Origin of the sequence: Pseudomonas sp. RG1 (assembly GCF_025910115.1) — a bacterium.
Classification (GTDB): domain Bacteria; phylum Pseudomonadota; class Gammaproteobacteria; order Pseudomonadales; family Pseudomonadaceae; genus Aquipseudomonas; species Aquipseudomonas atacamensis.
The window spans coordinates 1-14,472 of record NZ_JAPCIK010000036.1; the positions used below are offsets into that span (position 1 = coordinate 1).

The 14,472-nt window shown below is 59.2% G+C and carries 12 protein-coding genes; 9 read left to right on the plus strand and 3 right to left on the minus strand.

Annotated elements, in window-relative coordinates; translation table 11 throughout:
• Positions 1 to 170: 170 nt before the first annotated feature.
• A complete protein-coding gene (gene clpA / locus OK411_RS18080) occupies positions 171 to 2,441 on the minus strand; it encodes an ATP-dependent Clp protease ATP-binding subunit ClpA (protein ID WP_016775266.1) in 2,271 nt (756 codons plus the stop codon).
• 30 nt (positions 2,442 to 2,471) lie between these two features.
• Positions 2,472 to 2,855 (minus strand): ATP-dependent Clp protease adapter ClpS, encoded by a 384-nt coding sequence (gene clpS, locus OK411_RS18085; protein ID WP_011334948.1) that lies wholly within the window; start codon positions 2,853 to 2,855, stop codon positions 2,472 to 2,474.
• A 224-nt stretch (positions 2,856 to 3,079) separates the two neighbouring features.
• On the opposite strand from clpS, the gene OK411_RS18090 reads away from it, so the two are divergent.
• A complete protein-coding gene (locus tag OK411_RS18090) occupies positions 3,080 to 3,361 on the plus strand; it encodes a cold shock domain-containing protein (protein WP_016775267.1) in 282 nt (93 codons plus the stop codon).
• A gap of 77 nt (positions 3,362 to 3,438) precedes the next feature.
• Here OK411_RS18090 and icd read toward each other — a convergent pair whose 3' ends face one another.
• A complete protein-coding gene (gene icd, locus OK411_RS18095) occupies positions 3,439 to 4,695 on the minus strand; it encodes an NADP-dependent isocitrate dehydrogenase (protein ID WP_024013414.1) in 1,257 nt (418 codons plus the stop codon).
• A 481-nt stretch (positions 4,696 to 5,176) separates the two neighbouring features.
• Between icd and OK411_RS18100 the strand changes: the two genes are divergently transcribed.
• The 8 genes from OK411_RS18100 to OK411_RS18135 all read left to right on the plus strand — a co-directional run bounded on the left by OK411_RS18100 (position 5,177) and on the right by OK411_RS18135 (position 14,019).
• The gene (locus tag OK411_RS18100; protein WP_264365474.1) at positions 5,177 to 7,402 is read left to right on the plus strand and encodes an NADP-dependent isocitrate dehydrogenase; all 2,226 of its coding nucleotides are present in this window, start codon (positions 5,177 to 5,179) and stop codon (positions 7,400 to 7,402) included.
• 200 nt (positions 7,403 to 7,602) lie between these two features.
• Positions 7,603 to 8,049 (plus strand): NUDIX hydrolase, encoded by a 447-nt coding sequence (locus OK411_RS18105; protein ID WP_016775271.1) that lies wholly within the window; start codon positions 7,603 to 7,605, stop codon positions 8,047 to 8,049.
• Between the two features lie 59 nt (positions 8,050 to 8,108).
• Positions 8,109 to 9,233 (plus strand): tRNA 2-thiouridine(34) synthase MnmA, encoded by a 1,125-nt coding sequence (gene mnmA / locus OK411_RS18110; protein ID WP_264365475.1) that lies wholly within the window; start codon positions 8,109 to 8,111, stop codon positions 9,231 to 9,233.
• Positions 9,230 to 9,853, plus strand: coding sequence for a high frequency lysogenization protein HflD (gene hflD, locus OK411_RS18115; protein WP_016775273.1), 624 nt, complete (start codon positions 9,230 to 9,232; stop codon positions 9,851 to 9,853). The genes mnmA and hflD overlap by 4 nt, the downstream gene beginning before the upstream one ends.
• A gap of 126 nt (positions 9,854 to 9,979) precedes the next feature.
• Positions 9,980 to 11,350, plus strand: coding sequence for an adenylosuccinate lyase (gene purB, locus OK411_RS18120; RefSeq protein ID WP_003223822.1), 1,371 nt, complete (start codon positions 9,980 to 9,982; stop codon positions 11,348 to 11,350).
• Positions 11,351 to 11,436: 86 nt separating this feature from the next.
• Positions 11,437 to 12,606 (plus strand): cupin domain-containing protein, encoded by a 1,170-nt coding sequence (locus tag OK411_RS18125; RefSeq protein WP_125918069.1) that lies wholly within the window; start codon positions 11,437 to 11,439, stop codon positions 12,604 to 12,606.
• Positions 12,599 to 13,024, plus strand: a complete 426-nt coding sequence (locus OK411_RS18130; RefSeq protein ID WP_016775275.1) for a GNAT family N-acetyltransferase — start codon at positions 12,599 to 12,601, stop codon at positions 13,022 to 13,024. Before OK411_RS18125 ends, OK411_RS18130 begins: the two co-directional genes overlap by 8 nt.
• Positions 13,025 to 13,257: 233 nt before the next feature.
• Positions 13,258 to 14,019 (plus strand): secretin N-terminal domain-containing protein, encoded by a 762-nt coding sequence (locus OK411_RS18135; RefSeq protein WP_073471299.1) that lies wholly within the window; start codon positions 13,258 to 13,260, stop codon positions 14,017 to 14,019.
• Positions 14,020 to 14,472 lie beyond the last annotated feature (453 nt).

The following is a 14,472-nucleotide window of genomic DNA, read 5'->3' on the forward strand; positions in this document are numbered from 1 at the left end:
TAGGAGCAAGCGTTTTTTTGCTTACTTTTTTTAGGCGTTTGTAAAAAAAGTGAGTCGCCGTAAGGGCGAAACCCTAAGCAGCCGTAACCGCAGCAACGGATTTACACCCAAAACCATCAAGCAACGAGCAACAAAAAGGCGCCCGAAGGCGCCCTCTTGATCCACAGCCGTCAGGCCATTTCCGCAGTAGTTTCGAAGTCGAACGTCAACTCCCCATCCTTGATGTCGATGTGCACCACACCGCCATGCTCGGCCAGTTCGCCAAACAGAATCTCCTCCGCCAGCGGACGCTTGATCTTGTCCTGGATCAGACGCGCCATCGGACGTGCGCCCATCGCCGAGTCGTAACCACCCGCTGCCAGCCAGCTGCGCGCCGCATCGGTAACCTCAAGCAACACACGCTTGTCTTCCAACTGCGCCTGAAGCTCGGTGAGGAACTTGTCCACCACGCTCTTGATGACCTCATGGCTGAGGCGACCAAACTGGATAATGGTGTCCAGACGGTTACGGAATTCCGGCGTGAAGCTCTTCTTGATCACTTCCATCGCATCGGACGAGTGGTCCTGATGGGTGAAACCGATCGAAGCCCGCGCGGCCGTCTCGGCACCGGCGTTGGTGGTCATGATCACGATCACGTTGCGGAAATCCGCCTTGCGCCCGTTGTTATCGGTCAGCGTGCCGTGGTCCATGACCTGCAACAGCAGGTTGAAGACTTCCGGATGCGCCTTCTCGATTTCATCAAGGAGCAATACGCAATGTGGCTGCTTGGTAATGGCTTCGGTCAACAGACCGCCCTGGTCGAAACCGACATAGCCTGGAGGCGCACCGATCAGACGCGATACGGTGTGCCGCTCCATGTATTCGGACATGTCGAAACGCACCAGTTCAATGCCCAGGGCCTTGGCCAGTTGTCGCGCGGCCTCGGTTTTACCGACACCGGTAGGCCCGGCAAACAGGAACGAACCGACCGGTTTGTCCGGCGATTTGAGGCCAGCGCGTGACAGCTTGATCGCAGTCGACAGCGAATCGATCGCCGCGTCCTGACCAAACACCGTCAGCTTCAGGTCACGCTCCAGGTTACGCAGCAGCTCCTTGTCGGAACTGGTCACGTGCTTTGGCGGAATCCGCGCGATTTTCGCGACGATGTCCTCGACCTGTGGCACTTCGATTCGCTTGACGCGCATCTCTACCGGTTGCAGACGCTGGTAGGCGCCCGCTTCGTCGATCACGTCGATGGCCTTGTCCGGCATGTGCCGGTCATTGATGTAGCGCGACGCCAGTTCGGCAGCGGCACGCAACGACTCATCGCTGTATTCGATATTGTGATGCTGCTCGAAACGCCCTTTCAGACCGCGCAGGATACCGATGGTGTCTTCCACCGACGGCTCGACGACATCGACCTTCTGGAAGCGACGCGCCAAGGCACGATCCTTCTCGAAGATGCCGCGAAATTCCTGGAATGTGGTGGAACCGATGCAGCGAATGTCGCCAGACGACAGCAGCGGCTTGAGCAGATTGGACGCATCCATCACGCCACCGGACGCAGCACCCGCACCGATGATGGTGTGGATCTCGTCGATGAACAGGATCGCCTGCGGACGTTTCTTCAGTTCATTGAGCAGCGCCTTGAAGCGCTTCTCGAAATCACCGCGATACTTGGTACCCGCGAGCAGAGCGCCAAGATCGAGCGAATAAACCACCGCATTGGCCAGCAGATCCGGCACCTGATTGTCGACGATGCGCTTGGCCAGGCCTTCGGCAATCGCGGTCTTACCCACGCCTGCCTCGCCCACCAGCAGCGGATTGTTCTTGCGCCGGCGCGCGAGGATCTGCGCGACACGCTCGACCTCCGATTCACGGCCGACCAGCGGATCGATGCGACCCTGGCGCGCGAGTTCGTTGAGGTTGCTGGCATAAGCATCCAGAGGATTGCCTGAAGAAGAAGACTCACCGCCCTCGTCGTCCTGCATATCTTGTTCACCTTCAGAGTGATCGCCGTGCCCCGGTACTTTGGAAATGCCGTGGGCGATGTAGTTGACGACATCGATGCGCGCAACGCTCTGCTGTTTCAGCAAGAACACTGCCTGACTCTCTTGCTCACTGAAGATGGCGACCAGCACGTTGGCGCCGGTCACTTCGCGCTTGCCCGAGCTCTGTACGTGAAAAACAGCACGCTGCAGGACACGCTGGAAGCCCAGGGTTGGCTGGGTTTCGCGATCCTCGTCATGCACGGGGATCAATGGCGTGGTGGAGTCGATGAACTCCTGCAGATCATGCTTGAGTTTGTCGAGGTTTGCGCCGCAGGCACGCAAAACGGTGGCGGCAGCCTCATTATCCAATAGGGCCAGCAGGAGATGTTCGACGGTCATGAACTCATGACGCTTCGAACGAGCCTCCTTGAAGGCAAGATTGAGGGTGACTTCGAGCTCGCGGTTTAACATAGCTTCACCTCATACCCAAGTGGTCGGCGATTAACCGTCCTTCTCGATTTCACAGAGTAGCGGATGCTGGCTTTCCCTGGCGTACTGGTTGACCTGCATGGCCTTTGTCTCGGCGATGTCGCGGGTAAACACTCCACATACTGCTCGTCCTTCTGTATGGACGGCCAGCATGACCTTGGTCGCCAGCTCGCGATTCAGGTTAAAAAACACCTCGAGCACTTCGACGACGAAATCCATCGGTGTGTAGTCATCGTTGAACAAAACCACCTTGTACATCGGCGGCGCCTGTAAAGCGGGCTTTGCTTCCTGAACAGCAACGCCTGCCGAATCGTCGTCGTGCTCCTGTGGAAGATCCTTTTGGAGAAGCGGGCGATCCTGATTGAATGTTAGTCGAATCTGGCTGATTGCATGCATGGAAAAAAAGGTTCGTCAGTTGTGCGAATACAGTGGTGGGGGCGGTTGCACACGTTTTCAACTACGACTGCCCGGTCACCTTGACTATCGGGAAAACGGTGTTACAACCAATAGAGCCCACAGTGGGTAAAAAAGATCCGCGGAGTCAATTCTTTTATCGAATTCGATTGCGGATGTCGTGGATGATACTCCAGCGATGGAGTCTGTTGCAGAGGGATTTGAGCATGGCTGTCGGCAAGGTGAAATGGTTCAACAATGCCAAGGGATTCGGCTTTATCAATACCGATGCCCGGGAAGGTCGCGATGAGGATGGCAAGGACATTGATTTCTTTGCCCACTACTCGGCCATTGAAATGGAAGGGTACAAGACCCTGAAAGCGGGTCAGGCAGTCACATTCGACATCGTTCAAGGCCCCAAAGGCTTGCATGCCGTGAAGATAACTCCGGTCGAAGCAGCTTCGACGCCAAGCTCGATTGCCACGAAAAAACAAACGGCAACCAGTTGAAGCCTCAAAACATTCGGTCATAAAAAACCGCCTGACTCAACCCATTGAGTCAGGCGGTTTTTGCGTACCTGCAGCTTTTACATATGCGAAATCAACGCATCCCCGAACCCGGAAGACGACACCAGCTTCGCGCCATCCATCAAGCGCTCGAAATCATAAGTAACAGTCTTGGCGCCGATCGCACCGTTGGTGCCCTTGATGATCAGGTCCGCCGCTTCGGTCCAGCCCATATGACGCAACATCATCTCGGCCGAGAGAATCAGCGAGCCCGGGTTGACCTGGTCCTTGCCGGCATATTTCGGCGCGGTACCGTGGGTCGCTTCGAACATCGCCACGGTGTCGGACAGGTTGGCGCCCGGCGCAATACCGATACCACCCACTTCCGCCGCCAGCGCGTCCGACAGGTAGTCACCATTGAGGTTGAGGGTGGCGATGACATCGTATTCGGCCGGGCGCAGCAGGATCTGCTGGAGCATGGCGTCGGCGATGGCGTCCTTGACCACAACGTTCTTGCCGGTTTTCGGATTCTTGAACTGCATCCACGGACCGCCGTCCAGCAGCGTCGCGCCGAATTCTTCGGCCGCCACTTCGTAGGCCCATTCCTTGAAGGCACCTTCGGTGAACTTCATGATGTTGCCTTTGTGCACGATGGTCAGCGAATCGCGGTCATTGTCGACCACATATTGCAGGGCCTTGCGCGCCAGACGCTTGGTGCCTTCACGCGATACCGGCTTGACGCCGATGCCGCAGTTTTCGTCGAAACGGATCTTGGTAACGCCCATTTCTTCTTTAAGGAATTTGATGACCTTGGTGGCTTCCGGCGAACCGGCCTTCCATTCGATACCGGCGTAAATGTCTTCGGAGTTTTCGCGGAAGATGGTCATGTCGACATCGCCGGGCTTTTTCACCGGGCTCGGCACGCCTTCGAACCAGCGCACCGGGCGCAGGCAGACGTACAGGTCGAGTTGCTGACGCAGTGCCACGTTCAGCGAGCGGATACCGCCACCGACCGGAGTGGTCAGCGGGCCTTTGATGGAGACCACGTAATCCTTGACCGCGTCGAGGGTTTCCTGCGGCAGCCAGGTGTCCTGGTCATAAACCTGAGTGGCCTTTTCGCCGGCGTAGACTTCCATCCAGGAAATCTTGCGCTTGCCGCCGTAGGCCTTTTCAACAGCAGCATCGACAACCTTGATCATCACCGGACTGATGTCGACACCAATACCGTCACCTTCGATGAAGGGGATGATCGGGTTATCAGGAACATTGAGAGAATGGTCTGCATTGACAGTGATTTTGTCACCGACGGCTGGAACCTGAATCTTCTTGTAACCCATGCTGAACTCCATTGTTTGGATTGAACACCTGGCTTGCTTCGAGCGTAACCCAGTTGAATCAACACGCAAACCCTATGTTCCTGCGCCGCGCACATCTCGTTTCCTACAAGCCTGAAAGCAAAGGGAAAAGCGCCAAAGTCCAGCATTCGTAACGAGTCTTTGCCCGGTCGCGCCCTGCGACCTTTAGACCAATGGACGAGAATCGTTGCATATGAACCATCGGCAGATTGCCAGCTACCTATGTATAATGCCGCCCGCTGACCACAGGGTCACGACGGCTGGCCTCTCTAGCACGAGACTTTCCGCCTGATTGGTCGGGTTGTTACCGCAGCCTGACTGCTTGACGCTCTACTGATGCACCCAACATCACCGCGAAGAATCTCGACATTCGGTTCATGGATGACTTTGAACGAACGCGCTTACCCGGCGCCCCTCGAGTTTCTGCGCACGCTTTAGCAAAGAAGAGAGAGTTAATCCGAATATGCCCACCCGCTCGAAGATCATCTATACCTTCACCGACGAAGCTCCTGCCCTCGCCACCTATTCCCTGCTGCCGATCATCGAGGCTTACACCGCCTCGGCCGATATCGCCGTGGAAACCCGCGATATCTCTCTTGCAGCGCGCATCCTGGCAAGCTTCCCCGAGCAACTGGGCGACAAAGCCGTAGCCGACCACCTCGCCGAACTGGGCGACCTGGCCGTTACGCCTGAAGCCAACATCATCAAGCTGCCGAACATCAGTGCTTCGGTGCCACAGCTGCAAGCCGCGATCAAAGAGCTGCAGGCGCAGGGCTACAACCTGCCGGACTACCCGGAAACCGTGACCAGCGACGCCGACAAAGACGCCAAGGCGCGTTACGACAAGGTCAAGGGCAGCGCCGTGAACCCGGTTCTGCGTGAAGGCAACTCCGACCGCCGCGCTCCGCTGTCGGTGAAGAACTACGCGCGCAAGCACCCGCACAAAATGGGCGCCTGGGCCAAGGACTCCAAGTCTCACGTCGCGCACATGAGCACCGGCGATTTCTACGGCAGCGAAAAAGCTGTCCTGATCGACGCCGCTGACGCTGTGAAGATCGAACTGATCGCCAAGGACGGTGTTGCCACCGTTCTGAAAGAAAAAACCACCGTTCAGGCTGGCGAGATCCTCGACTGCGCCGTGATGAGCAAAAACGCCCTGCGTGCGTTCATCGCTGCCGAGATCGAAAGCGCCAAGGCCCAGGGCGTGCTGCTCTCGGTTCACTTGAAAGCGACCATGATGAAGGTCTCCGACCCGATCATGTTCGGCCAGATCGTTGCCGAGTTCTATAAAGACGCACTGACCAAGCACGCTGACGTGCTGAACCAGATCGGCTTCAACCTGAACAACGGCATCGGCGATCTGTACGCACGCATCAAGGCCCTGCCGGCCGAGCAGCAAGCGCAGATCGAAGCCGATATCGCAGCGGTCTACGCCGTTCGTCCGTCGCTGGCGATGGTCAACTCCGACAAAGGCATCACCAACCTGCACGTACCGAGCGACGTCATCGTTGACGCCTCGATGCCAGCGATGATCCGTGACTCCGGCAAGATGTGGGGCACCGACGGTCAGCTGCACGACACCAAGGCTGTGATCCCGGATCGTTGCTACGCGACCATCTACCAGGCTGTGATCGAAGATTGCAAAGCCAACGGCGCTTTCGATCCGACCACCATGGGCAGCGTGCCGAACGTCGGCCTGATGGCGAAGAAAGCCGAAGAGTACGGCTCCCACGACAAGACCTTCCAGATCAAGGCTGACGGCGTTGTTCGCGTCACCGACAGCAAAGGCAAGCTGCTGATGGAACAGGCTGTCGAAGCCGGCGACATCTTCCGCATGTGCCAGACCAAAGACGCGCCGATCCAGGACTGGGTCAAACTGGCCGTCAACCGTGCTCGCGCGAGCAGCACGCCGGCGATCTTCTGGCTCGACCCGATGCGCGCTCACGATGGCGTGGTGATCGAGAAGGTTCAGGCCTACCTGAAGGATCACGACACCAGCGGTCTGGACATCCAGATCATGGCGCCGGTCGACGCGATGAAGTACACCCTGCAGCGCACCCGCGAAGGCAAGGACACCATTTCGGTGACCGGCAACGTACTGCGCGACTACCTGACCGACCTGTTCCCGATCATGGAACTGGGCACCAGCGCCAAGATGCTGTCGATCGTGCCGCTGATGAACGGCGGTGGTCTGTTCGAAACCGGCGCCGGCGGTTCGGCGCCGAAGCACGTGCAGCAACTGGTTGAAGAAAACTTCCTGCGCTGGGATTCGCTGGGTGAGTTCCTTGCCCTCGCCGCCTCCCTCGAGCACCTGGGTGTGAACTACAACAACCCGAAAGCGCTGGTGCTGTCGAAGACCCTGGACCAGGCCACCGGCCAGTTCCTCGACAACAACAAGTCGCCATCGCGCAAGGTCGGCAACATCGACAACCGCGGCAGCCACTTCTACCTGGCGATGTACTGGGCTCAGGCCCTGGCCGCCCAGACTGAAGACGCTGCACTGCAAGCGCAGTTCGCGACTCTGGCCAAAACCCTGACCGAGAACGAAGCGACCATCGTTGCCGAGCTCAACGCCGTGCAGGGCAAGCCAGTCGACATCGGCGGTTACTACCACGCCGACGCCGAGCTGATCAGCAAGGCCATGCGCCCAAGCGCAACCTTCAACGCGGCGATTGCTGCGCTGGTTTAAGGTTGTAATGGGAACATCACAAACCCCGGCCTTGTGCCGGGGTTTGTGTTTTTACTGACAACATAAATCCCTTGTGGGAGCGAGCCTGCTCGCGAATGCGGTTTATCATTCAGCACCTTCGTTGACTGACCCACCGCTTTCGCGAGCAGGCTCGCTCCCACAGGGGGTCGGGTTTTAACCTGGATATTGAGGAAGGTTTTATGGAATGGCTCCCCCACATCACCGTTGCCACCATCGTCGAGGACAACGGCCGCTTCCTGATGGTCGAAGAGCACAAGGGCGGGCGCAATGTGCTCAACCAGCCCGCCGGTCATCTCGACCCGGATGAAACCCTGATCGACGCGGCGATTCGCGAAACCCTCGAAGAAACCGGCTGGGACGTCGAACCCACCGGCGTGATCGGCATTTATCTGTATACCGCACCGAGCAACGGCGTGACTTACCAGCGCATATGCTTCAGCGCCAAAGCCGTGCAGCATCACCCGGATTACCAACTCGACGACGGCATTGTCGGCGCCAAGTGGCTGACCCGCGACGAATTAATCGCCCAGCGCGACAACTGGCGCAGCGAGCTGATCATCCGCTGCATCGACGATTATCTGGCCGGTCATCACTTCAGCCTCGAACTGATCCGCCCTTCTCTTTAGCCTTGCGGCCGTGAGCCTGATAGAATCGCGCCCTTTTCCAAGACACTCATTGAATCCCTATGCGTGATCCAGCCCCTTCTGACACATCCAAGAAGCGCGTCATTGTCGGCATGTCCGGCGGCGTGGACTCTTCCGTTTCTGCCCTTCTGCTGATCGAGCAGGGTTATGAAGTGGAAGGCCTGTTCATGAAGAACTGGGAAGAAGACGACGGAACGGAATACTGCACCGCCATGGACGACCTGGCGGATGCTCAGGCTGTCTGCGACAAGATCGGCATCAAGCTGCACACCGCCAACTTTGCCGCCGAGTACTGGGACAACGTGTTCGAGCACTTCCTCGCCGAATACAAGGCGGGGCGCACGCCGAACCCGGACATCCTGTGCAACCGCGAGATCAAGTTCAAAGCGTTTCTCGACTACGCGATGATGCTCGGCGCCGACCTGATCGCCACTGGTCACTACGTGCGCCGCCGCGACATCGATGGCCGCACCGAACTGCTCAAGGGCCTCGATCCGAACAAGGATCAGAGCTACTTCCTGCACGCCGTTGGTGGCGAACAGATCGCCAAGACCCTGTTCCCGGTCGGCGAACTGGAAAAGCCGCAAGTGCGCGCGATTGCCGAGAAATACGAACTGGCCACCGCCAAGAAGAAGGATTCCACCGGGATCTGCTTCATCGGCGAGCGCCGTTTCAGCGATTTCCTCAAGCAGTACCTGCCGGCACAACCGGGTGAGATCAAGACTACCGAAGGCGAAGTCATCGGCCGTCACCACGGCCTGATGTATCACACCATCGGCCAGCGTCAGGGCCTCGGCATCGGCGGCTTGAAGGATGCCGGTGACGAGCCGTGGTACGTGCTGCGCAAGGATCTGCAGACCAACGAGCTGATCGTCGGTCAGGGTAACAACCATCCGTGGCTGTTCTCCGGCGCCCTGCTCGCTTCGGAAATCTACTGGGTCAACCCGATCGACCTGAGCCAGCCGCTGCGCCTGACGGCGAAAGTGCGTTATCGCCAGAGCGATCAGGCCTGCACTCTGGAAAAAACCGCCAGCGGTTATCGCGCTGTGTTCGACGAGCCGCAACGCGCGGTGACGCCGGGCCAATCGGTGGTGTTCTATGACGGCGAAATCTGCCTCGGCGGCGGCGTGATCGAAGTGGCCGAGCCGTGGAGCGGCCAGGCATGAGCCCGACTCAGGAGCAACTGACAGCGCTGGGCGGTGTGTTTCTCGCCGCCGTGCTGGTCGACCGCATTGCCAAGACTGGCCAGACCAACGAAGCCGGCCTGAGCTGCATGCTCGGCAGTCTGTTGGTACGGGATCCGAAAGATACGCTGGACGTGTACGGCGGCGACGACATCAATCTGCGCGAGGGTTATCGCGCGCTGATTGGCGCGCTGGAGCGCGATCCAAGCACCTTGCAGCGCGAGCCATTGCGCTACGCGCTGTCGATGCTCGGTCTGGAGCGGCAACTGGCCAAGCGTGACGACATGCTCGAAACGATCGCCAAACGCCTGCCGCAGATTCAGGCGCAGGTGGAGCATTTTGGCCCCGCCCACGAGAACGTCGTGGCCGCTTGCGGTGCGCTGTATCAGGACACGTTAAGCACGCTGCGCCAGCGCATTCAGGTGCACGGCGACATGCGCAACCTGCAGCAGCCGAGCAATGCCTCGAAAATCCGCGCCCTGCTCCTCGCGGGTATCCGCTCGGCGCGCCTGTGGCGTCAGCTCGGTGGTCATCGCTGGCAGTTGGTAATCAGCCGCCGCAAGCTGCTCAAAGAGCTTTATCCGTTGATGCGCAGCGAGTAAGCGCCGCGTCATGAAGGCTTTGTAGTCTGTAACGCGTAATACGCCGGTCAGTTGGCGACGGACCGGCGGATTTTTTCATGTATGATACGCGCCCCATTTCGTTGCCCGACTGTCCGAGAACACCCCATGCAGCTCTCTTCGCTCACTGCGGTTTCCCCTGTTGACGGCCGCTACGCCGGCAAAACCCAGGCCCTGCGCCCGATTTTCAGCGAGTACGGCCTTATCCGTGCCCGCGTTCTGGTTGAAGTGCGCTGGCTCCAGCGCCTGGCCGCCCACGCTGGCATCCCTGAAGTGCCAGCCTTCTCCGCCGAGGCCAACGCCGTTCTCAACGAACTGGCTGAAAACTTCTCGCTGGAGCACGCCGAGCGCGTCAAAGAGATCGAGCGCACCACCAACCACGACGTCAAAGCGATCGAATACCTGCTCAAAGAGCAGGCGGCCAAGCTGCCGGAGCTGGCCAAGGTCAGCGAATTCATCCACTTTGCCTGCACCAGTGAAGACATCAACAACCTGTCCCACGCCCTGATGCTGCGCGAAGGCCGTGACGACGTGATGCTGCCGCTGATGCGCCAGACCGCCAACGCCATCCGCGAACTGGCCATCCGTTTCGCCGACGTGCCGATGCTGTCGCGCACCCACGGCCAGCCGGCTTCGCCGACCACTCTGGGTAAAGAACTGGCGAACGTGGTTTACCGTCTCGAGCGTCAGATCGCTCAGGTCGCTGCCGTGCCGCTGTTGGGCAAGATCAACGGCGCCGTCGGCAACTACAACGCGCACCTGTCGGCCTACCCGCAGATCGACTGGGAAGCCAATGCCCGCGCCTTCATCGAAGACGAACTGGGCTTGGGCTTCAACCCGTACACCACGCAGATCGAACCGCACGACTACATCGCCGAGCTATTCGATGCCATTGCGCGCTTCAACACCATCCTGATCGACTTCGACCGCGATATCTGGGGCTACATTTCCCTGGGTTATTTCAAGCAGCGCACCATCGCTGGCGAAATCGGTTCGTCGACCATGCCGCACAAGGTCAACCCGATCGACTTCGAAAACTCCGAAGGCAACCTGGGTATCGCCAACGCACTGTTCCAGCATCTGGCGAGCAAACTGCCGATCTCCCGCTGGCAGCGTGACCTGACCGACTCCACCGTCCTGCGCAACCTCGGTGTCGGCTTCGCCCACAGCGTGATCGCTTACGAAGCCAGCCTTAAAGGCATCAGCAAACTCGAGCTCAACGAGCAGAAGATTGCCGCTGACCTCGACGCTTGCTGGGAAGTCCTGGCCGAGCCGATCCAGACCGTGATGCGTCGCTACAACATCGAAAACCCGTACGAAAAGCTGAAAGAACTGACCCGTGGCAAGGGCATCAGCCCTGAAGCGCTGCAGACTTTCATCGATGGCCTGGACATGCCAGCCGAAGCCAAAGCCGAGCTCAAGCAACTGACCCCGGCCAACTACATCGGCAACGCTGTGGCACAAGCCAAACGCATCTGATCGACCGTTTGCCCCGTTTGAGACGCCCGGCCGCGCCGGGCGTTTTTATTCCCGTCTGAAAAGTGCTTTTTTTCAATAGGTTACATATGAATTCCGATATTCCTCTTCAACTTCTGGGCGGCCTCACAGCACGCGAATTCCTGCGTGACTACTGGCAGAAAAAACCGCTGCTGATCCGTCAGGCGATTCCTGACTTCGAAAGCCCGATCGACGCCGACGAACTGGCCGGCCTGGCCCTGGAAGAAGAAGTCGAATCGCGCCTGGTCATCGAACATGGCGAGCGCCCATGGGAATTGCGTCGCGGCCCGTTTGCCGAAGACGAGTTCAGCAAATTGCCAGAGAAAGAGTGGACGCTGCTGGTGCAGGCGGTTGACCAGTTCGTGCCGGAAGTCAGCGAACTGCTGGAAAACTTCCGCTTCCTGCCGAGCTGGCGTGTCGACGACGTGATGATCAGCTTTGCCGCACCGGGTGGCAGCGTCGGCCCGCATTTCGACAATTACGATGTTTTCCTGCTGCAGGGCCACGGCAAGCGCAACTGGAAAATCGGCCAGGTGTGCGATTCCGAGAGCCCGCTGCTGCAACACGCCGACCTGCGCATCCTCGCTGAATTCCACGAAACCGAAGAATGGGTGCTGGAACCGGGCGACATGCTCTACCTGCCGCCGCGCCTGGCCCATTGCGGCGTTGCGGTCGACAATTGCATGACCTACTCGGTCGGCTTCCGCGCGCCAAGTGCCGCTGAAGTGCTGACCCACTTCACCGACTTCCTCAGCCAGTTCCTGACCGACGAAGAGCGCTACACCGATGCCGACGCCAAGCCGGCAGTCGATCCGCACCAGATTCAACACGATGCGCTGGATCGCCTGAAAAGCCTGCTCGCCGAGCACATGAGCGACGAGCGTCTGCTGCTGACCTGGTTCGGCCAGTACATGACCGAGCCGCGCTACCCGGAACTGGTGGTCGGCCCGGAAGACGTCGAAGAAGAAGACTTCCTCGCCGCCCTGCAGGACGGCGCCGTGCTGATCCGCAACCCGAGCGCGCGCCTGGCCTGGTCGGAAGTCGACGACGATCTCCTGCTGTTCGCCAGTGGCCAGAGCCGCTACCTGCCGGGCAAGCTGCGCGAACTGCTGAAGCTGATCTGCGCCGCTGACGCCCTGCACGCCGATAACCTCGGCGAGTGGCTGAGCGACGAAGACGGCCGCAGCCTGCTCTGCGAACTGGTCAAGCAAGGAAGCCTGGGGTTCGCCGATGAATAAAATTCGCGTTCGTGTCGCAGACTGGCAGAAGGATATCGCCGAGATCCGGCGCATTCGTGAAACGGTGTTCATCGCCGAACAATCGGTGCCACCCGAGCTTGAGTGGGACGCCGATGACGCGACCGCCGTGCATTTTCTGGCGTTCGAAGGCGACTTCCCGATCGGCACGGCGCGGCTGTTGCCCGACGGGCACATCGGCCGCGTTTCAGTACTCAAAGACTGGCGCGGAATGAAGGTCGGTGATGCGCTGATGCAAGCGGTCATCGCCGAAGCTGAAGCGCGCGGGCTGAAACAGCAGAAGCTCAGCGCTCAGGTGCAAGCCACGGCGTTCTACGAGCGCCTGGGTTTCAGCCTGGTCAGCGAGGAATTCCTCGAAGCCGGGATTCCGCATGTCGACATGGTTCGGCATTCGGCCTGAGCCCCGCCCTGATCGTTCCCACGCTCTGCGTGGGAATGCCTCTCGGGACGCTCCGCGTCCCTTGCGGCATGTGACGCAGAGCGTCACTGGCTGCATTCCCACGCAGAGCGTGGGAACGATCACGCCCCGCCATCCACCGATGCCGGGGCGTTTTGCTGTCTACGATTCAACTTGCCCCACCCCGGGCCGACAAACTGGCAATATCAAGCCTTTCGAACGCGGAGATAACGGACATGTCCCTACGCACCCTGCTCACCACCCTGCTGCTCGGCTGCAGTTTTTCGGTGCTGGCAGCCACAGAAATCGTCCCCCTCAAATACCACACCAGCGCTGACATGTTGCCAGTGGCGCAGGATTTCATCGGCCAGGACGGTCAGGTCAGCGCTTACGGCAATCAGCTGATCGTCAAGGCCGAGCCGGGCAAGATTCAGGAGTTGAAGGATCTGCTGGCGCAACTCGATACCGCACCGAAGCGCTTGCTGATCACCGTCGACACCAACGAAAACAACGGCCGTGGCGACGAAGGTTATGCGGTCAATGGCGCCCAGCCGAGCCAGACCCGGATCATCAGCCGCAGCACCACCAGCCGCAACGGCGGCGTTCAGCAAGTGCAGACCAGCGAAGGCACTCCGGCGCTGATTCAGGTTGGCCAGAGCGTGCCGATCACCAACACCCAAAGCGATTCCTACGGCGGTTACAGCAGCGAGACCCAATACCGCAACGTCACCCAGGGTTTCTACGTCACCGCCAGCGTCACCGGCGAGACCGTTCATCTGGCGATCAGTACCAACCGTGACCGCATGAGCCAGGAACGTCCCGATGTAGTGAACGTGCAAAGCACCGACACAACCGTCACCGGGCGCCTCGGTGAGTGGATCACTCTGGCGGGCGTCAACAGCCAGACTCAGGCCGATAAACAGGGCCTGACCCGCAGCTACTCGACTCAAGGCCGGGATGACATGACCTTGCGGGTGAAAGTCGACACGCTGGACTAAAGCACCGAAAACTGACTGATTAGTCGTATTAGACGAAAGATGTAGTGCTTGAAAAAAAGCACTACAAAACGTTTGACGCGAAAAAAAAGCGAAGGCATGATGGCCTCGCTCCCGCTAATCAGAGGCCCTGGCAAGGGCCTTCGAAGCGCCGCTCGCACCTACCCCGCGAGCCGTTTCGTGTCTGTACCGCCCACAAGGTGTGTTTGACGAGGTTGCCGACTGGAACGAAGTTGTCCCGAGGGACGGAAGCGTATTTAGGTAACCCGGCTTCACGCTGTTGTCCGTATAAAGGCCCACGACGCCCGCATGCGCCCCGCAGTCCGCCACTACCTGCTCACTTCCCCTCGAGCCCATCGTTCATCCCGTCGCCTACCCCGCCGAATCCGACTTGACCACCTAAGCTTCTGGTCAGCGAGCGCAGGAATTTTCCACCGCAGAACAACTTTTCATAAA